The sequence below is a fragment of the Fibrobacter sp. genome (assembly GCA_017503015.1).
GTDB lineage: Bacteria > Fibrobacterota > Fibrobacteria > Fibrobacterales > Fibrobacteraceae > Fibrobacter.
The window spans coordinates 1-21,191 of record JAFVTX010000041.1; the positions used below are offsets into that span (position 1 = coordinate 1).

Annotated in this window: 14 protein-coding genes; 11 read left to right on the forward strand and 3 right to left on the reverse strand. The window is 53.2% G+C overall.

The features are described from left to right. On the forward strand, nt 1–450 hold a 450-nt coding region (locus IKB43_07350), incomplete at its 5' end, for a carbohydrate-binding protein (GenBank protein ID MBR2469951.1). Nucleotides 451–465: 15 nt separating this feature from the next. Continuing rightward, a complete protein-coding gene (locus IKB43_07355; protein ID MBR2469952.1) occupies nt 466–2,313 on the forward strand; it encodes a carbohydrate-binding protein in 1,848 nt (615 codons plus the stop codon). A 1-nt stretch (nt 2,314) separates the two neighbouring features. Here the strand turns inward: IKB43_07355 and IKB43_07360 are convergent, their stop codons facing one another. Beyond that, nucleotides 2,315–3,820, reverse strand: a complete 1,506-nt coding sequence (locus IKB43_07360; protein ID MBR2469953.1) for a feruloyl esterase — start codon at nt 3,818–3,820, stop codon at nt 2,315–2,317. A 268-nt stretch (nt 3,821–4,088) separates the two neighbouring features. Here IKB43_07360 and IKB43_07365 point away from each other — a divergent pair, with 268 nt between their 5' ends. The 7 genes from IKB43_07365 (at nt 4,089) to IKB43_07395 (ending at nt 16,285) form a co-directional block, all read left to right on the forward strand. Continuing rightward, nucleotides 4,089–5,942 carry an endo-1,4-beta-xylanase gene (locus IKB43_07365; protein MBR2469954.1) on the forward strand — a complete coding sequence of 618 codons (1,854 nt, stop codon included), beginning with the start codon at nt 4,089–4,091 and terminating at the stop codon, nt 5,940–5,942. A gap of 164 nt (nt 5,943–6,106) precedes the next feature. Beyond that, the gene (locus tag IKB43_07370; protein MBR2469955.1) at nt 6,107–7,984 is read left to right on the forward strand and encodes an endo-1,4-beta-xylanase; all 1,878 of its coding nucleotides are present in this window, start codon (nt 6,107–6,109) and stop codon (nt 7,982–7,984) included. Nucleotides 7,985–8,053: 69 nt separating this feature from the next. Next, nucleotides 8,054–9,220 carry a GTPase HflX gene (gene hflX / locus IKB43_07375; protein ID MBR2469956.1) on the forward strand — a complete coding sequence of 389 codons (1,167 nt, stop codon included), beginning with the start codon at nt 8,054–8,056 and terminating at the stop codon, nt 9,218–9,220. Nucleotides 9,221–9,299: 79 nt separating this feature from the next. Beyond that, nucleotides 9,300–9,890, forward strand: a complete 591-nt coding sequence (locus IKB43_07380) for a phosphatidylglycerophosphatase A (GenBank protein MBR2469957.1) — start codon at nt 9,300–9,302, stop codon at nt 9,888–9,890. Beyond that, nucleotides 9,866–12,991, forward strand: a complete 3,126-nt coding sequence (locus IKB43_07385; GenBank protein MBR2469958.1) for a cellulase family glycosylhydrolase — start codon at nt 9,866–9,868, stop codon at nt 12,989–12,991. Before IKB43_07380 ends, IKB43_07385 begins: the two co-directional genes overlap by 25 nt. Nucleotides 12,992–13,125: 134 nt before the next feature. Next, nucleotides 13,126–15,399: an aconitate hydratase gene (locus IKB43_07390; protein ID MBR2469959.1), complete on the forward strand. Its 2,274-nt coding sequence runs from the start codon at nt 13,126–13,128 to the stop codon at nt 15,397–15,399. 4 nt (nt 15,400–15,403) lie between these two features. Continuing rightward, complete coding sequence (locus IKB43_07395; GenBank protein ID MBR2469960.1) at nt 15,404–16,285, forward strand: YicC family protein; 882 nt, start codon at nt 15,404–15,406, stop codon at nt 16,283–16,285. Between the two features lie 36 nt (nt 16,286–16,321). On the opposite strand, the gene IKB43_07400 is transcribed toward IKB43_07395, so the two are convergent. Next, complete coding sequence (locus IKB43_07400) at nt 16,322–17,491, reverse strand: cation:proton antiporter (GenBank protein ID MBR2469961.1); 1,170 nt, start codon at nt 17,489–17,491, stop codon at nt 16,322–16,324. Continuing rightward, nucleotides 17,485–18,996, reverse strand: coding sequence for a leucyl aminopeptidase family protein (locus IKB43_07405; GenBank protein ID MBR2469962.1), 1,512 nt, complete (start codon nt 18,994–18,996; stop codon nt 17,485–17,487). Before IKB43_07405 ends, IKB43_07400 begins: the two co-directional genes overlap by 7 nt. Nucleotides 18,997–19,047: 51 nt before the next feature. Between IKB43_07405 and IKB43_07410 the strand changes: the two genes are divergently transcribed. Together IKB43_07410 and IKB43_07415 are read left to right on the forward strand one after the other, a co-directional pair. Further along, entirely contained in the window at nt 19,048–20,166 is a 1,119-nt protein-coding gene (locus IKB43_07410; protein MBR2469963.1) for a PorT family protein, read from the forward strand. Nucleotides 20,167–20,171: 5 nt separating this feature from the next. Continuing rightward, nucleotides 20,172–21,161: a calcium/sodium antiporter gene (locus tag IKB43_07415; protein MBR2469964.1), complete on the forward strand. Its 990-nt coding sequence runs from the start codon at nt 20,172–20,174 to the stop codon at nt 21,159–21,161. The last annotated feature ends 30 nt before the right edge of the window (nt 21,162–21,191 follow it).

The window sequence follows — 21,191 nt, forward strand, 5'->3', positions numbered from 1 at the left end:
GAATACGACGTGCGGGTAAATATGGCAACCCCCTCCGAAAAAGCAGGAGTCAAGCTCTATATAGACGGCAAGGCCGTTACCGACGAAATTATTGCCAAACAAAACAGTGAAAATGACTGGAGTACCTATTCGGTGGTATCCGCAAAGACCTCTGAAATCGCTGCCGGCGAACACACCCTTAAACTAGAAATCGTGGGCAACAACGTGAATGTGGACTGGTTTGAAATCTGCAAGGGCGAATGCAAAACCTCAAGCATCGCACAGAGGCCCCGCCTTGATGTGCACAGCGAGCAAAACTACCGCGTGTATAGCCTGAACGGAAGATTTATGGGCAGTGTAAGTGCCGCAAGCATCCGCGAGATGCAAACGAAAGTCCAGACGATGGTTCCACACAAGGGAGTGTATTTCATTAAATCACAAACCGTCATGCACCGGGTGATAGTCAAATAAAGGGAGAATAAAAAAATGTTACAAATCGTCGGAAAATTTTCGGTAGCGACAACCCTCGTCTTCTTTGGCCTTGCCGCTCCGACCATGGCCCAATCCTATAACAATCTGGCGCTTACGCCCCCCATGGGGTGGAACAGCTGGAATGTTTTCCACGAAAACATCAACGAAAAGCAGATTCAGCAAATCGCCGACGCCATGGTCTCTTCCGGTTTGAAAGATGCGGGCTACATTTACCTGAACCTTGACGACAACTGGATGGCTAAGCACCGCGATGCAAACGGCAAACTCACCCACGACCCCGACCGTTTTTCTAGCGGCATGAAGGCCCTGGGCGACTACATTCACAGCAAGGGGCTCAAGTTTGGCATTTACGGTGACCGCGGAACCAGAACCTGCCACCATTACAACAATTCCGATCAATTCCCCGGCTCCGAAAGCGGTTCTAACGGAAGGGAAGAACTGGACGCCAAAACCTTTGCTAGCTGGGGCGTAGATTACCTCAAGTACGACAACTGCGAATCCAATCCAAGCACCCAAGAAAAAGATTATACCGCCATGTCCAAGGCCCTCCTCAATTCTGGCCGCGACATCGTGTTCAGTATTTGCATGTGGGAATACAAGGAATGGATGCCTAAAATTGCCAACCTCTGGCGAACCACCTTTGATATTGGCCCCGCATGGATTTCTACTTCTTGGTACAGAGGGGTTTATCAAATTATCAATGACAACAACAAGTACTGGCAAAATGCAAAACCCGGCAACTGGAACGACCCGGACATGCTTGAAGTGGGTAACAACGGTCTTTCTTACGAAGAACAAAAGTCCCAGATGACCATGTGGTCTATTATGGCGGCCCCCATCATGATCAGTTCCGACGTCCGTAACATGAGCAACGAGGTCAAGGAACTATACCTGAACAAGGAGATGATCGCCATCAACCAGGACTCCCTGGGCGTTCAGGGCCACCGTATTTCTGACGTGGACGGCAAGCAGGTTTGGACCAAGCCCTTGCGCAGTGGTGATATTGCCGTGGCACTCCTCAACAACAATTCTTCTACCCAGACCGTCGAATGCACCTTTGCAGACCTTGGCGTAGAGGGTGAAGTAGAAGTTTACGACGCCTGGCAAAAAAAGAACCTAGGGGCACGTACATCCGTTTCCGCAGAACTCCCTGCTCACGGTTCCGCATTGCTTCGCCTGATAATCAAGCCGGTTCCCCGTAAACCGTTCAAGGGAAAAGCATTCGCCATTCCGGGCAAGATCGAGATGGAAGATTTCGACATTAACGGAGTGGGTCGGGGCAATACCACCTACAACGAAAACGATTCCGAGGACCATGGCGCCACCGAAGGAGGCTCAAGTTACCGCCCAGGTACCGGTGTGGACATTTACAAAAAGGCAACCGGTTACATTGTGGGTTACAACCAGGCTGGCGAATGGCTGGAATACTCCGTAAAGGTTGCCAAGACGGGGACATACACCATGTCCGCCGCCGTAGCTTCGGCAAACAGCACATCCAGTTTCAAACTTTCCATAGACGGTGAAGACATTACCGAAGAAATCGCCGTTCCGCAAGCCAGTTCTGGCGAAAACAACTTCGATGACTACAACGAAGTCGAAGTGACCGTGAACTTGACCGAGGGCGAACACGTACTCCGCTGGACAGTAACTGGCGACTGGATGGACATTGACTACATCAAGTTCTGCATCGAAGGGCAATGCGAAGCAACTAGCGCAATCCGTCAAGCAAACTCTGCAGCGGTTCAGAACATTACCGCCCCTTGCCTACGCAAAAAAGGAAACGCCCTTTTCGTCGAAAAGGGCGGCATGCGTTTTGACTTGACGGGTCACAGGATTAAGTAAATTACTTAAGTTCGAACTGTTTCAAGAAGGGCCAGCCTATGGAGCCATTGCCCTGGTCGTGTCCGTTTCCTGTGCCATTGGCCCCATTCTTGTCGGTACAAAGCACAACCTTCGCGCCGCCTTTGCAGTTTGAATATTCCTGGCATCCACTGGAATTTGTGGCCGGGTTGCCGGTACAGCCATCTTTTTCGGCCCAGAACTTAAAATTATTTTCGGCACCCAAGAAATCCAACCCATCTCTCATAAAGCTTTCACCACCTGCATAAGGACAAACATTATCTTGAGAACCGCGGAACATGATTACCGAAATTGGACGCACAATATTGCAGGAAACGCTATTGGTCCTGTTCAGGTCCATGGCTGCAGGAGCCACCGCGGCAAAGACATCTGACATATTGCACGCCACATGATTACTCATGCCCCCGCCCATGGAGAAACCGGTCGCATAAATTTTCCTGGGGTTGATGCAGGCAATTTCCTCGACTTTCTTAATCATTTCACGAGAAAATTTAACATCGTCATCTCTGGAGCAGCAGGGGCCCACATTCCAGCCAGCCCCCATGGGGGACACTCCATCGGTACCATCCGGGTACAGCGAAATTACCCCTTCTGGGTCCGTTTTTGACTTATAAGTTGAACCACCATAATCCGCCATTTGGCCTGCGCCTGACCCTCCGATGGGGTGATAATCCACAACCATGGGAACTGGCTTGGACCCGTTATAGGCACTGGGGACATGCATAATGAATGTACGAGTTTTTCCATCCACCACCACACTCATATTGTAATCGCCCGGAGTTACGGTTTTACCGGCGCAGGTCGTAGGAACATCGGGAGGCGTAAAGGTACCGCTCTGGCTATTGCTTGTAGGATTGGTCCTACCTGCAGAACTAGAAGATTCAACGTCTGAAGAGGCCGGATTCATGATTATAGACACACCGGTCTCATTTTCCTGGGACATCTGGTAAATAACAGCCTCGTAGCCCTCTTTTCGGAAGGAAAAATTCGGCAAGGGAGCACCATCTTTAAACAAGGAGCCACTGCCCGTCAGCATGTAGGAACTATTTGTGCCGTCAATGTTTATGCGTATAAACTTCACCCCGTGGGCGGACACCTTGGAAAAATCCAGGGACACATTTCCAAAGACATGTTGCAGGGAACGCTGATATACTATCTTGCCCAAGGCATCTATCGCAGACACCTTAAAAATACTTGCGTGTACATTTTCAATACTCAGCACCTGGTTCGCATAACGGACCTTCATATTCAAATCCGCAACACCTGAAAGGGCTGCAGAGTTTTCATCAATGCTGAAATACCCCACATTGTCCGTCTTGGCACTTACACCGGCATGGTTAAAAGAGTTAATCATCACACCGGACAACGGTTCTCCCGTGCTGGACTGGACTGTTCCGGAAATGCTCCAGGCAAATGCCTGTGCACAAAACAGCGAGGAAAATACAAAAAAACCGAAGGTTGTGCCAACGGCGCTTTTTCCACCAAACATAGACATAGAGGCTCCTTTTAATGTGTTTCCACACCCAGCCTCATTTTCCCTTAGCCTAAATATACATGCAATATGGCTTTTTATGACGTAAAAAAAAGTTAATTGCCCCAAGCAAGCTTAAAACGGCATCGCACTTCGTAAACATTTTCAAACAAACACATGGACAATTTATCCAAACCGGACACCAAAAAAGTACTATCAGTTTCAAAAAAATTAGAGTATATTATTCTAAGGATGCAATAGATTGGGCGAATCAAAGGGGAATATTATGAATTTTTCCAAAAAGATTACGCTTTTCGCCCTTTTGGGGCTAACTTCCATTGCCAACGCAGGCCCCGGCCTTGCTGACGGTGCCGCCAAGTTCGTAGGTAACATCATCCAAAGCACTCAGGTGCGCAGTGATTTCACAACGCTATGGAACCAGGCGACTGCCGAAAACGGCTGTAAATGGGAATCCATTGAAGGCAGCCGTGGCAACTACAACTGGGGTGCTTGCGATGCTGCCTACAACTGGGCAAAGCAAAACGGAGGCTTCTTCAAGTTTCACGCCCTAGTATGGGGCGGCCAGTACCCGAGTTGGCTGAACGGTCTAAGCGCCGATGAGACCAAGAAGGCCATTACCAGTTGGTTTGATGCCGTTCAAAAGCATTACCCCGACCTGGAAATCATTGACGTGGTAAACGAAGCCATTAGAACCGGTAACGGCAGTTACCACTCCGGTTACGGAAGGGGCAACAACATTGTTCCTGCCCTGGGTGGCGACAACAATGACTACGCCTTTGTGACCACGGCCTTCAAGATGGCCCGTGAACGTTGGCCCAAGGCTATCCTAATCTACAACGACTACAACACCATCCAGTACGATGTGGACAAGGGCATCGATCTTATCAATACCATTAAAAAGAACGGGGCTCCCATTGACGCTTACGGTCTTCAGGCCCATGACCTGGTAACTCAGGGTGGTGGCTTTGGCGGAACAGGCGGCGGCGGCGACTGCATGGACTATACCCAGTTCAAAAACACCATGGAAAAGATCCATAGCCAGACCCAAATGCCCATATTCATCTCTGAATATGACATTCCGAACACTAATGACGACATTCAGGAACAGTGCTTCAAAGAACAAATTTCCTACTGGATGGAAGCGGACTATGTAGCGGGTATCACCCTTTGGGGCTACATCTATGGTCAAACCTGGCTTGATTGCGACGGCGCTGCAGCAGGTTGCTCTGGCATTATCAAGGACGGCAAGGACCGTAAGGCCATGACCTGGCTCAAGCAGTACCTGGCCTCCAACAAGGGTGTCAATTCCACCGGGCTTGCCACCGGCGTTACAACGCCTCCCGAACCCCAGAAGCCTTTCAGGGGTGCCGCATTCGACATTCTTGCAGACAGGATTGAAGCCGAAGACTTTGACATTCCAGGCATAGGCCGCAACGAAGACGGCACTTCCAACGCCTCTTACGGTGATGCAGAATTCGAGAACAAAGGCGAAAGTACCTATCGCGAAGGTACCGGCGTAGACATCAAGGATGGTATCGGCAGCAACCAGCACGCCATCGGATGGAACGCCACCGACGACTGGCTGGAATATACCATCAATGTCAAAGAAGCCGGCGATTACACCCTGTTCGCCGCCGTGTCAGGCGAAGGCGGACAACTGAAGTTCTCCCTAGACGGCGAGGATATTGGTGACGTACTGACCGTGTCCAAGTCCAATGCCGAACCCAGCGACGAAGAAGTCGACGAATCCGTCTATGGCGATTTCTTCAAGGTAAAGACCAACGTGACGCTCCCCGCCGGAACGCATATCTTGCGCATGACCGTTGTCAAGCAGTGGTTCGACCTCGACTACTTCAACTTTGTCAAGGGCAAGGACGCCGAAGACAACGCCCCCGTTGGCACCGAAGCCATCGCAGGCAACATCCACATGGCAGTTCACCATTTGGTCCAATACGACCTGATCGACATCCATGGCAAGCGCCTGGGCAGCATCAGCGCCTACACCATGGACCAGGCCATTGCCACCGCCAAAAATTGGAACACGGTGAAATCTACAGGAGTCTATTTCCTCCGCTCCAGAGCTACCGGCAAGGTCCATAGCTTGCGCATTGTCAAGTAACCAAAATTCAAATTCCCCTTCAAACAAAGTCTCGGAACTGATGTTCCGGGATTTTTTGTAAACGTGGCTTAACAAAGTCATGGATAAATTGTCAAAAGATTATTCCAAATTGGAATGTTTATCCCCCCTTTTTCTAGGTAAATTTCATAAAAACAAGGGGATGGATTATGAATTTTACTAAAGCAGTTGCGCTTTTTGCCCTGACCGGATTAATCTCCGTAGCCAATGCGGCCCTGGCCGATGGCGGAGCCAAGTTCCTGGGCAACATTACCACAAGCGGCCAAGTTCGTGACGACATGGGCACCTACTGGAACCAGATTACAGCAGAAAACGGCTGCAAGTGGGGTTCCATCCATAGCCTTTCTAACGGCAACAGTGGAACTAGCAAATTTGCCTGGGACAACTACGACAAATGTTATGGCGCCTACCAGTGGTCAAAACAAGCCCCCGGACGCCACTTCAAGTTCCACGCCCTGGTTTGGGGATCCCAGTACCCGAATTTCCTTTGCAAAAAGAAAAACCCGAGTATTACCGTCGAAAAAACCCGGCAGTACATTACGGAATGGTTCGATGCCGTTGCCGCCAAATTCCCCGACCTGGAATACATCGACGTGGTGAACGAAGCCATTTGGGCCGGCAACAACTACCACTCCGGCTACGGCAAGCCCGCCCAGGGTGCCGAAGGCCGTAGCACCGACGATACCGAATGCGGTGGTTCCTACATTATCGAAGCCCTCGGTGGCGACCGTGTGGTAAACGGCAAGCACCAATACGACTTTATCACTACCGCCTTTAAGATGGCACGTGAACGTTGGCCGAATGCCGTATTGATTTATAACGACTACAATACCCTTACCTGGCAGATGAACGAAGGCATTGAACTGGTGCAAACCATCATAAAGAATGGTGCCCCTGTTGACGCCTATGGTCAGCAAGCCCACGACTGCAAGGGCATGAGCAAGTCCGACTTCGAAAGCAAATTGACCAGAATCCATAACGAAACTGGGTTACCCCTGTTCATTACGGAATATGACATTAGCCAGGCCGATGACAATGCTCAAAAGAATGACTATGCAAACCAGATTCCCTTTATGTGGGAAACAGAATGGATTGCGGGCATTACCATCTGGGGCTACATCAACGGTTCTACTTGGGCATCCAACACCGGTATCATTCAGCCAAACGGTCAAAAGCGCGCCGCCATGGTCTGGCTCGAAGAATACTTCAAGAACAATTTGAGCAAGGGCAAGAGCGTAAAAATCACTCCTAACGGTACCGAAATTGTCTACTCCGAAGAAAAGGAACAGGAACCCTATAACGGAACCGCTATCGTAATTGACGTAAAAGACACGATTCAGGCCGAGCACTACGATAAGGCCGGTATCGGCTTTGGCAATGACTCTTACAGCGACGGCAGCAGCGACAACAAGGGCGACGCAAATTTCCGCATGGATGAGGGCGTTGATATCTATTGGGGTGGCACAGACATGAAAGGCCTGGTTATCGGTTACACGGAACCTGGCGACTGGGTGGAATACACCGTAGACTTTAAACAAAAAGGGCCCTACACTATTAAGGCCGTTGTCTCTTCGGCTAACGAAAATTCCAGTTTCAAGCTTTATGTAGACGACGTTCCCATCACCGATGAAATGATTGTTCCCAAGACTGGCGATGAAGACTGGAATACCTACCAAGAAATTGGCGGAATTGTGGACAGCGTCTCTACAGGCAAGCACATCTTGAAGGTGGAATCCATTGGCGGCTGGTTCAATCTGGACTACATCATTTTTGAAAACGTTGCACCGCCCGAAACGCCCGAAGAACCGGAAGGAATCGTCAAAAATGTCAAGATGGTCACGGATATGGCTGCGGACTACGATATTATCGACATTCGTGGCAAACGTCTTGGCCGCCTGAGCGCGCGTTCTACGCAAGATGCCATCAAGACCATCAAGGAAAACAATATGATCAAGTCCTCTGGCATCTACTACATCCGTTCTAGATCCACCGGAAAGATCCAGAGTTTGCGTATCGCAAAATAAGTACACCCAAACACCCAATACCCCACCCTGGAACGTCCGTTCCAGGGTGATTTTTTATATTTCCGGCTAATGAGAGAACCCGCGGAACATAGGCAAGAAAAGGAAAAGTGCATCCTCGTAGGAATAGCCACCCCGAAGGTGCGCCCCTGGCTTGCCCAGGAGCAACTTGCGGAACTGGGCCGCCTCGCCGAGACCGCAGGAGCCGTCGTTTCGGCCTCCTACCTGCAGCGGGTCCAGAACTTTAGCCCTGCCACCCTCATCGGCGAAGGCAAGGTCGAAGAAATCAAGCATGCTCTAGCCCAGCTGGACGCCAAGATGGTGGTATTTGACGACGACCTTTCTGGTTCCCAGGTGCGCAACCTGGAACAGCGCCTTCCGGGAATCAAGGTGCTGGACCGTACGGGCCTGATTCTGGACATTTTCGCCAAGCACGCCATCACGGCAGAAAGCCGCCTGATGGTAGAGGTTGCTCAGCTCCAATACATGATGCCCCGCCTCACAAGAGCCTGGACCCACCTTTGCCGCCAGCACAACGGAGGTATCGGCACCAAGGGTCCCGGCGAAACCCAGCTGGAAACGGACCGCCGCATGATCCGCAAGCGCATCCAGGAACTGAAAAAGAAACTGGCCAAAATCGAGGACGCCCGAGAAAGCCAGGCCGAAAAGCGAAACGACATCTTTCAGGTTGGGATCGTAGGCTACACCAATGCGGGCAAGTCCACCCTCACCAACCGCCTGACCGGTGCCGACGTTTACGTAGAGGACAAGCTTTTTGCCACCCTGGACAGCACCACCCGCAAGCTTTTTCTGGACGGGGAAAACATTATCCTTTCGGATACCGTAGGTTTTATCCGCAAGCTCCCCCACAACCTTATCGAGACCTTCAAGAGCACCTTAGGAGTGGCAGCCCATGCGGACTGCATCTTGGAGGTAGTGGACGGAGCCGCTCCCGACTACCGGGAACATCTGGAAGTGACCCACAGGACTTTGGAAGGTATCATCGACGAAAAGACGCCCCGAATCCGGGTGTTCAACAAGGTGGAAATCGCCGACGAGGCTCGCCGTACCGAACTTTTGCAGAACTATCCGGAGGCCATCCAGATCAGTGCCAAGGAGAATATCGGCATGGAGCGGCTCCGCAAGGAATTCAAGGACCAGCTGGAACGCTGGAAAGAACGTCGAACCGCCCGAGAGGCCGAAGAAAAGGAACGTGCCGAGGCGGCATGGCCTGATTGATTAGGAATTCAGATTTCGGAGTTCAGAATTTAAAATATATAATGTGAAGAGAATCATGTAGAGTGCAGAACGAGGTTTAATGAACAAAGAGGAACTTAAAGAAAAATACGGTAAGAAACGGGTGCCTCACGAATGGCGCGGGACGGACAAGTTCACCGCCCTGGTCACCACCTTCTTCGGCACGGGAATGAGCCCGAAGGCCCCTGGAACCATGGGCAGCCTCGCCGCAACGATTGTCGCCTACCCCATGGCCCTCTTGGCGAGTAGCCTATTTGGAGACAGCATCGAACTCTCTCTGGGTCGTTTCTGCTGCGTCAACCTGTATTTTCTCATGGCTGCCCTCATCGTCTTTTTCGGAGCTATCCCGTTTGTGGACAAAGCCATGCGGGACACGGGCACCGAAGACCCTGGCTGGATTGTGATTGACGAGGTGTGCGGAATCTTCATGGCACTCTCCTTTGTGACGTCGGGGGCCATCATGGCATACCCCTGGATTTTGGCTATCGCCTTTGGACTTTTCCGCTTTTTTGACATCTTGAAGCCCCTTGGAATACACCGTTTCGAGAAATTCCCCGGAGCATGGGGTGTCATGGCAGACGACCTGCTGGGCGGTATCTATGCAGGAATTTTACTAGGAGGGGGCTCATGGTTCGTCTCTTCTTATTATTGATTTTTGCCTTTGTCACTTTTGCTAATGCAGAAGTGATAAACGCAAGGCCTTCTGTCAACGGCAAGCTCCACGTTCAAGGCACAGACCTTTTTGACGAGCAAGGTAATCAGGTGGTTCTGAAAGGGGCAAGCACCCACGGCCTTACCTGGTTTCCGCAGTTCGTGAACAACGGGCTTTTCAAGCAGCTCAGCCGTGAATGGAACACCAACCTGATACGCCTCGCCATGTATTCCGACGACTACGTGAATGGCGACCGAAAGAAAAATCTAGAGGTGCTCCGCAAGGGTGTACAGTACGCTATCGAAAACGACATGTACGTGATGGTGGACTGGCATATTCTCACCGACAACAACCCAAACCAGAACCTGGCCGAAGCCATCAACTTCTTCAACATGATGGCCAAGGAATACGCCGACGTTCCCAACGTGATTTTTGAAATCTGTAACGAGCCCAATGGTGACTGCACCTGGGAAGACATCAAGGAATACGCGAACATCATCATCCCTGTGATACGCAGACATAAGCCCGACGCCCTGATTCTCATCGGCACACCCAACTTTGACCGAGAAATTCAGGAACCTGCGAAAGACCCGGTGGACTTTGAGAACGTGATGTATTCCTTCCACTTCTACGCCACCTCCCACAAGGGTGAATCCCTTGCAAAGCTCAAAGAAGTCGTAGGTGGCGGCACCCCCATCTTCATTACCGAAAGCGGGTTCTGCGAGGCCAGTGGCGATGGAAAGATCGACCTGGAAAGCGTCAAGCAATGGTATGCCACCCTGGATTCCCTGCACCTGAGCTATACCGTCTGGAGCATGTCCAACAAGGAAGAGGAATCCGCCATGGTCCTCTCCGACTCACGGGCGGTGGAATACCTTACCGAAGAAGACCTGAGCCTTTCTGGACTTTACGCCCGGGCTCTTTTCCAGGGCAAGGACCTGAACCAGATTCCGCTTATCTACGAGCCCATCTCCAACTTCAAGATTCTCGCTCGTACAAAGCCCTACCTAGTATGGGGAATTTTCGCCATACCCGTCTTTATCGTAATCCTTCTCGTTTTCCTCATCCAGAAAATCAGGAAGCGTTTCCGCTACAACAGAATCCGCACCTACGACGACCTTCTTAAATTCAGCAAGAACGAAAGCGCGAAAAAATTCAATTCAAAGCCGGCAAAGCAGTTCCTTGGCGACCTGTTCCTTTTCTTGAGTACGTTCTGCACGTTAATTTATCTCTGCTGGCGCTTTACATGTTCCATTCCGTATGCCTACGGATGGGTCGCCATCATCGGAAGCTGCATCCTACTCGCCATAGAAGTCCTCGGTTTTATCGAATCGCTCATACACTACAGCGGAATGCTCAAGCTGCGGGAACATCCCCTGCCAGAAATTGCCGACACGGACTACCCCGACGTAGATATTTTCATTTCTACATACAACGAACCCCCGGAACTTTTGCGCAAGACCATCATCGGCTGCAAGCACATGGACTACCCCGACCGCTCCAAGGTGCATATCTATCTTTGCGACGACAACCGCCGTAACGAAATGCGGGGGCTTGCCGAAGAACTGGGCGTAAACTACTTCGACCGCCCGAATAACGAGGGCGCGAAGGCGGGTAACCTGAACGCGGCACTCGCCCGGACGAGTTCACCCTACGTAGTAACATTTGATGCCGACATGATTCCGCAGAGGAAGTTCCTGCTCAGGACTATCCCCTATTTTGTGGATGCCGAGCGTATCAACGCAAGCCTCCCCGAAGAAAAACGCCGCCCCCTCGGGTTTATCCAGACACCGCAAAGTTTCTACACGCCCGACGTATTCCAGCACAACCTCTATGCCGAAAGAAAGGTCCCCAACGAGCAGGACTATTTCTACTGTGTCATCGAGGCGGCCAAGACCTCGACAAACAGCGTAATTTACGGCGGTTCCAACACGATTATCTCCCGCAAGGCCCTGGAAGATATCGGCGGGTTCTACACGAAATCCATCACGGAGGACTTTGCGACAGGCATGCTGATTGAATCGGCAGGCTACGTGAGCCTCGGCCTTTCGCAGCCGCTAGCCTCGGGTATCGCCCCTTCGACATTCAAGGAACACATCCAGCAACGCACCCGCTGGGGCCGTGGCGTTATCGCCACCGCAAAGCAGCTCAAGTTCATGTTCAACCGCAAACTGGGCATCTCGCAGAAACTGAGCTACCTGAGTTCCGTGCTCTACTGGTTTTCCCCTATCAAGAACCTTGTCTATCTGTTTGCACCGCTCACCTTCGCCGTATTCTGCATCCCGGTTTTCAAGTGTACGCTTATCGACCTTGCCCTCTTCTGGCTCCCGATGCACCTGATGTCGATGTGGGCACTCCGCATCACGAGCCAAGGGAAGATTTCTGCCCGCTGGAGCGGTATCTACGAGACATCCGTCATGCCCTTCCTACTTATGCCGATAATCAAAGAGACTCTGGGCATTACCCTTTCAAAATTCAAGGTGACAACAAAAGACAAGCGCAATTTTCACAACAAGGCCGACAAGAAGACCATCGCCCCGTTTGCTGTTTTGCTCGCCCTGACCGTCGCGGGCATCGTCCACATGAGTTATATGATTATCGCGCTCGGGTATATCGAAATTCTCGCCGTGCTCTTCTGGCTTGTGCGCAACACCTACTACCTCACCATGTGCCTGTTCCTCGGGATGGGGCGCGATTCCGATGGAGAACCCGTGAAGGTCCTTGCTGCCGAAAGGGCGATGGTGAAAAAGCAGGACGGGCATGAAATCGAGGGTATTACCACGAAACTCACAGAACACGGCGTGGATATCTTTACCGACGAGCTGAATGTCCTGAACCTGGGCGAACCCATCGGCCTCACCCTATCGAAGAAGGTGTACACCCTGCAGGTTACGGGAACGGTGGTTGCCATCCGGAATTCATGCAATCCTGCGATTCCGTGCGTTTACACCGTCGAAATTATGGACTTTGGCGGGCAAAAGGACGAATACATCCAGATGCTCTACGACCGCACGCCCACACTCCCCCAGAGACTCCAACTGAGTAACGGGCTTGTGGACAACCTGTGGAACAATATCGGCCACCGAATCGTGACCCGATAATATTTCTATCTTTACGCCCGAAACAAACGGATACTAGATCCTTCGAATACGCATCTTCGATGTTTTGCTCAGGATGACAGTTTAAGAAAGATACTAGGCCCTAAAACCTATAACCTAAAACCTGAAGCCTGAATATGCTTTTCAATTTCGACATGATCCAGGGCGTCTATGCCCGCATTCCCGCCCGCGTTGAAGCTGCCCGCAAGCAGCTCTCCCGTCCGCTCACCCTCGCCGAAAAGATTATCTACAGCCACCTGATCGATGGCGCCGAGAACAGGACTTACGAGCGCGGCAAGGATTTTGCCGAATTCCACCCCGACCGCGTGGCCATGCAGGATGCAACCGCCCAGATGGCCCTTTTGCAGTTCACCACCGCCGGTAAGGCCCGCGTGGCAGTGCCCAGCTCCGTGCACTGCGACCACCTGATTATCGCCCGCGAAGGTGTCGAAAAGGATTTGCCCCGCGCCAAAGAAGAAAGCAAGGAAGTTTACGATTTCCTCCAGTCCGTGTCTGCCAAGTACGGCATTGACTGCTGGCTCCCGGGTGCAGGCATCATCCACCAGGTGGTGCTCGAAAACTACGCCTTCCCGGGCGGAATGATGATTGGTACCGACTCCCACACCGTGAACGCTGGCGGCCTCGGCATGCTCGCGATTGGCGTGGGCGGTGCAGACGCCGTGGATGCCATGGTCGGCCTCCCGTGGGAACTCAAGTACCCGAAGATGATCGGCGTGAAGCTCACCGGCAAGCTCCAGGGCTTCGCTACCGCCAAGGACATCATCCTCAAGCTCGCAGGCATCCTCACCGTTAAGGGCGGCACCAACGCCATTATCGAATACTTCGGCGAAGGCGCACGCAGCCTCTCCGCAACAGGCAAGGCGACGATTGCCAACATGGGTGCCGAAGTAGGCGCAACATGCTCCACCTTCAGCTACGACGATTCCATGAGCCGCTACCTCAAGGTGACTGGCCGTGCCGACGTTGCCGCCGCCGCCGACAAGATTGCAGAACACCTCAAGGCCGACCCCGAAGTCGAAGCAAATCCGGAAAAGTACTTTGACCGCGTTGTGGAAATCGACCTCAACACGCTCATTCCGCATTACAACGGCCCGTTCAGCCCGGACCGCGCTTTCGCCGTGACCGACATGGCAGAATCCCTCAAGGCCACCGAAACCAAGCCGGAATCTACGCCGGTCGTGAGCGCCGCCCTCATCGGTTCTTGCACGAACTCCAGCTACGAAGACCTCTACATGGCCGCGAACATGATCAAGCAGGCCCTCGCCAAGGGTCTTACCCCGAAGTGCCCGCTCCTCATCAACCCGGGTTCCGAACAAGTTCGCTACACTGCAGAACGCGATGGCCTCATCGACTTGTTCAAGCAGTTCGGTGCAACGATCATGACAAACGCTTGCGGTCCTTGCATTGGCCGCTGGGACCGCGCCGGTGCCGACAAGAAGGAACTCAACACCATCGTCCACAGTTTCAACCGCAACTTCGCAAAGCGCGCCGACGGCAACCCGAACACGCACGCATTCGTCGCCTCCCCGCTCATGGCCGTGATTGCAGCGCTCAGCGGCGACATCCGCTTCAACCCGATGACCGACACTCTCGTGAACAGTGAGGGCAAGGCCGTGAAGCTCGACCCGCCGCAGCAGTGTGAACTCCCGCCGAAGGGTTTCGAAGTCAAGGACGCAGGCTACCAAGCCCCCGCCGAAGACGGTTCCAAGATTACCATTTCCATCAACCCCGAAAGCAAGCGTTTGCAGGCTCTCGCTCCGTTCGCCGCCTGGGACGGCAAGGACATCGTCGGCGCCCCGCTCCTCATCAAGGCGAAGGGCAAGTGCACCACCGACCACATCTCCATGGCCGGTCCGTGGCTCAACTACCGCGGTCACCTCGAAAACATTTCGAACAACATGCTCATCGGCGCCGTGAACGCCTTCAACGGCGAAACGAACAAGGTTCTCTGCCAGTGCGGTGAATACAAGGAAGTCCCCGAACTTGCGAAGATTTACAAGGCCAAGGGCACGGGTTCCATCGTCATCGGTGACGAAAACTACGGTGAAGGCTCCAGCCGCGAACATGCCGCCATGGAACCGCGCTTCCTCGGCGTGAAGGCCGTGATTGTGAAGAGCTTCGCCCGCATCCACGAGACGAACCTCAAGAAGCAGGGCATGCTCGCCCTCACCTTCAAGAACGCCGCCGACTACGACAAGATCCAGGAACAGGACGTATTCGACATCGTGGGCCTCACCAAGTTCGCCCCAGGTTCCGAGTTCACCCTCGTCGCCCACCACAAGGACGGCTCCGTCGATAACATCGCCCTCTGCCACACCTACAACGAACAGCAGTGGGCATGGTTCAAGGCGGGTTCCGCCCTCAACCTCATCCGCGCGAACAACAAGTAAAAAAATGTCCATCATTTCCATGACCGGGTTCGGCAAGAGCGAATCCACCCTGAACGGAACCACCTGCGTTATCGAAGTGCGCAGTGTGAACAGCCGTTTCCTTGAAATTTCCAGCAAAATCCCCAAGAACTTCGCCTACCTAGAAAACGACCTGAAGGCAATTATCAAGGACAAACTTACCCGTGGCTCGGTGAACCTGTCCATCACGCTCGGCGAAGGCGCCGTCGGGAACATCCCCGTGTGCTATAACGACGCCGCAGTCGCCAAGTTCGTAGAAATCACCAAGGCCATGCAGGCCAAGTACGGCATCGAAGGCGAAATCAAGTTGGAACACGTGCTGGCCATTCCCGAAGTGCTGCAGTTCACCGACGCCGGTGCCGACAACGAAGCCTGGGCCGCCCACTTAAAAAGTGAACTCTCCAAGGCCCTGGACGGTGTCATCGCCATGCGGGAAAAAGAAGGGGCCAACCTGGCCGCCGACCTCACAAAGCGGGTCGCCCATCTAGAAGACGTGCTCGCCAAAATCGAGGTGCTGGACCCCCAGCGCATCGAAACCTGGAAAGTCAAGTTCAAGGAGCGGGTGGACGCCCTGATGAAGGACAGCGAAATCGACGACGTGCGACTGCTGCAAGAAGCCTGCATCATGGCGGACAAGCTGGACATCCACGAAGAGATTACCCGCTTCCACAGCCACAACAAGCTGTTCCTGGACGCCCTCAAGAAGGGCGGTGCGCAGGGAAAGAACCTCGGGTTTATCCTTCAGGAGATGGGCCGCGAAGCAAATACCCTTGGAACAAAATGCCAGAGCGCCGAAATCGCGGCCCTGGCCATCGAACTCAAGAACGAGATCGAGTGCATTAGGGAACAGAGCCTGAACATCGCATAAGGCAAGCGACATAAGGTTCGAGCCGAGCGAGGAACGCTACAACAATTTTTTATAGGTCTTATCGATAGCGATAGCGCCAAGCGGAGCCGTAATCATAATGGAAAGTGCGGCTAGCGTCAGCACGTTGTTTCCGCAAGCAAGTCCATAAGAAAGAGGCACGCCGCCGATTGCCGCCTGAACCGTTGCCTTGGGCATATAGGCCAGCATACAGAAGAGCCGTTCCTTCTTGTTCAATACAGACCGAACCATGCAAGTCCAGACACCAAACATTCTGAAGAACATGGCCCCGAACACCACAAGAACAACACCTATCCCCGATGCGAGGGCGAATTTTACATCCAGGGCGCTGCCTACCAACACAAACAACACCACCTCGGCGGCCACCCAGAGTTTGGTGAATTTTTCCGAAAGCCTCTGGGCAAGCACCTGATGCCGCGCGAAGATACAGGCAGCAATGGCCACCACCGCAATCATGCTGGAAAAGGGCACCACTCCCGACAAGTCGTGTTCCAAATCGTTCAGCAAAAAGGCAAAGCTCAGGATTATCATGACTTTTACCGTATCACGAATATGGAAACGCTTGAAAAACAAAACCAGCAAAAGTCCAAGAGCAACACCGACAGCTATGCCAAGCAATATGGCCACGGGAACCTGCGCAAAGCTTGCCGCCGAAACCGTATCTCCCTTCAACAGTGCCAAAAAAGCCGAAAACATCACCAGCACATAGACATCATCCAAGGACGCCCCCGCCAAAAGCATCTGGGGAATTCCGTGTTCTACTCCCCTGCCCTCCGATTTCAGCTTCAGCATCCGGGGCACGACAACCGCCGGCGACACCGCAGCAATGGTGCTCCCCATCAGTGCAGCCTCCCAGTAAGTCACGCCCATAAATATTGGTGCAAGAATCACCACGCCAATCATTTCTGCTGTGGCCGGCACAAAACACATCATCAACGCGGGCCGTCCGATATTTTTGAAATCGTGAAGGCTCAGGGAAAGCCCTGCCCGGGTTAGGATAATGACCAAAGCAAGTTCCCGCAGGTCCGGTGCAAAATCCAGAAATTTAGGCTGGAGCAAATCGAGACAATGAGGCCCGAGCAAGATACCCGTGATAATCATCCCGAGAATGGCAGGCAGACGGAGCTTTACAAAAACAAACCCGAGGGCTAGCCCAACCAAGAAGATATAGGCTAAACTGGTCAGCACCCGGCACTCATCTCCCTGGCTAGTTCAATTAAAGTCTGTACACCGAATCCGGTGGCCCCGTATTCGGTGTATTTCCATTTCTTGGTCACAAAGGCGGTGCCCGCGATATCCCAGTGGGCCCAGGCGGTATTTTCGGGAACGAATTCCTGCAAGAAGAGGGCGGCAGATATGGCACCTGCGTCGCTTCCGGTGTTCTTCAGGTCGGCGAATTTGTCCTTGAGGGCGTCGGCGTATTCTTCTTCGAGAGGCATGCTCCAGAACTTTTCGCAGCAGGCTTCTCCGCAGTTGATGACCTTCAGGGCAAGGTCGTCGTCGTTGCTGAAAAATCCAGTTACCGCATAGCCCAGGGCTCGGACCATGGCACCGGTGAGGGTGGCAAGGTCCACGATGTGGGTGGCCCCAATCAGGCCCGCTTCGGCAAGTCCGTCGGAGAGGACCAGGCGGCCTTCGGCGTCGGTGTTGTCCACCATGACGGTCTTGCCGTTTTTCGCCTTGAAGATGTCGCCGGGCAGCACCGACCTGTTGCCGATGGCGTTTTCGGCCAGGCAGCACACGGCACTCACCTTGACGGGGAGTTTCAGGGTGGCAATGGCCTGGATGGCGGCCAGCGCGGTGGCTGCTCCGCTCATGTCGCTGATCATCTCGGGCATGGACTTGGCTGGCTTGAGGCAGAGTCCGCCGGTGTCGAAGGTAAGGCCCTTTCCGACAATGACCAGGTGGTCGTGGGAGGTGCGGCCTTTTTTACCTGCGGATTTGCCTGCAGATTTGCCAGCCGCAAATTTCGTGCCGTCGTAGCTGAGGGTAATCATGTGGGGCTCGTGGGAGCTGCCCTTGCCCACGGTCACATGGCCCATGAAGCCTTCTTTTTCCAGCTGTTTCATGTTCCGCACCTTGATGGAAAGGCCCGGCGTGTATTTGGCGATGGTCTTTGCATCTTCTACGAAGGCGGCAGGGTACAGGTCAGAGGCGCTGGTGTTGATCAGGTTTCGTGCCAGGGTGATGGCCTTCTGTTCCACGGCCACTTCTTCGGCAATCTTTTTGAATGCGGCGGCACGGTCGCCGGCCACGATTTCAAAAGTCACCTGGAAATTTTCTTTCTGCTTGCTCTTGTAGGCGTCGAACTTGTAATCGGCGTAATGGAGTCCGTGGAGTATGGCCTTGAACTGTTCGTCGGCGGCGTCGGCCAAGAACAGGCTCACGCAGGGCACCTGCCTTTTCATTGCCTTTTGGGCCAGGCGGTAGGCGGCCATGCGCAAGTGGTCAAGGGCGGAAAGTCCGCGCTCCTTGGCGGCATCCACAAAGAAGGTGTTGCATCCGTCGATTTCAAGGAATTCTAAATCTTCGAAGGGCCCATCCTTGATGCCCTTCAGCACGGATTCCACCTGGGATTCACCCTTGGCGGAAAGCACTTTTGAAAATTGGATGGACTCTTTGACAAAGAAAAGGGCGTAGGCCTTGTTGTCGTTAACCTTGGCGGTTTCAGCAGCTATAATGTTCAATTTCATGGCCCAAATGTAGAAAATTGCTATAATTAGAGTGTATAAATGGAGGATACTATGAATCTCAAAGTGTCTGGAATTATTTCTGTTTTGACCCTTGCCGCCGCTGTTTTTGCGGCTCCGCAGGCCCAACCCGCCGCTAATGCTGCTCCGGCCCAAGAAGCCGCTGCCCCTGCAGCTACTGAAACCGCCGCAGCCCCTGCTGCTCCCGAAACGACTGCACCTGCGACAGCTGCAGAAGCTGTTCCTGAACAAGCGGCTGCTCCCGCGACTGAACAAGCCGCTGCTCCTGAACAAACGGCCGCCCCTGCCGAAGCACCCGCTGCCGAAGCTGCTCCGACTGAAGAGGCTGCCGCTCCCATGGCCGTCCGTGGCGGTGAAGCCCCTGCAGCATCTAGCGCTCCTGCTCCCGAACAAGAAGCAACCCCTGCCGCAGCTGCCCCTGCTCCGACCAAGACTGTTGTTTACCGCACGGTCTATTCTTCTGAACCGGTGGAACTCAGCGGTACCAAGGTCCACACCGTTTACGTGAGCCCCACAGACGCTCAGGTATCCACAAGCTTTGATGACCTTCGTGGCCTCATCCCCATGAAATGGAGCTTGGGTGTCCAAGGCTTTATCGGCTCGTACCACATGTATTCTTCTTACAGCGACGATTACTACTTGCATGACTATGACGGCCTCACCTGGCGTGCGGGTCTTGTTGGCATTATTCCCGTGACCGACTACACCATCGGTGTCAAGGTGGCCGCCCTTTTTGAACAGAGCGAGGCCAAGGCCAGCGGACACACGGCCAGGTATTCCCTGAAGGGCAAGTTCAAGCAGCGCAAGATCGATGTACCGGTGCTGTTCGCCTTCAAGGCCCCCCGTTCTTCCCTGATGTTCGAAATCGGTACCCAGGCTTCCATGGCCATCAAGGACGAATTCCGTGCCACCATTGACGGGAAGACCAGCCGGCTGGACATGTTGGACAAGGATTTCCGCAACACTATTGACTGGGATATCGTCTGCGGTTTCTCCATTATGGCGAACCAGTACCTGGGCTTCGATTTCCGCTTCAACATCGGTATTTCCAACCTCTACGATACCGACAACAGCGAATCGATGAAACTCTTCGAAGTGGATGACCTTTCCTCCACCTCGTTCCTGCTGGGTGCATCCTTCTACATTTTCTAGTCTAGATGCTCCTTCCTGTAGTTGCTGTTCTTGTAGGTCTTTCGTTCCTGGTCTGGAGCGCAGACAAGTTTGTTGACGGTGCCGTGGGTGTCGCCAAGTTCATGGGCATGTCTACCCTTCTCATTGGCATGGTGGTGGTTGGCTTCGGAACCTCCGCCCCGGAGATGGTGGTGTCAGCCCTTTCGGCCGCACAGCACAATCCAGAACTTGCCCTGGGCAACGCCTACGGAAGCAACATCGCGAACATAGCCCTGATCTTGGGCTTTACAGCGGTGATTCGTCCGGTGGCTGTTAAGAAAATCGCCCTCAAGCGGGATTTGCCCATTTTACTGGCGGTTTCGGCTTTCTCCATGTTTTTGGTGTCTAATTTGTCCGTGTCCAGGATGGACGGCGTTATCCTGCTTGCCGTTTTCGCCATGGCCATGGTCATTAATATCGCAAGCGAAATACACGAGAAAAAAACGCAGTCAGAAGTCGAGGTAGAAGAATCGAACGAAACTTCTGTTCCTCTGTGGAAATCCCTTTTCTGGCTTCTGTTCGGCCTTGCCCTGCTGGTGGCAAGTTCACGCCTGCTGGTCTGGGGAGCGGTTGAAATTGCCCGTACCTTGGGCGTAAGCGACCTGTTGATTGGCCTTACCATCGTTGCCGTAGGCACGTCGCTTCCTGAACTGGCAAGTTCCATTGTTGCAGCCCGCAAGGGCGAATCCGATCTCGCCTTAGGAAACATCGTAGGATCCAACCTGTTCAACACCTTGATGGTGGTGGGTATTGCAGCCGTCATCGACCCCATGGATGCCGTGTCGCCCGGGATTTTGTATCGAGACATGCCCCTGATGACGCTCCTTACGGTTCTGCTGCTCCTGTTTGGGCTTCCTGTCCGCAAGGTGAACGGCGTCCGTACCGGGCGCATCAACCGCATTGAAGGTGCTGTCTTCTTGGCGTTCTACGCTTCGTACTTGGTATACCTGATTCTGGAAGCTACGGGAAGTCTTTAGGCAAGTCCGCCGGAAAACTTGGAGGGGAGA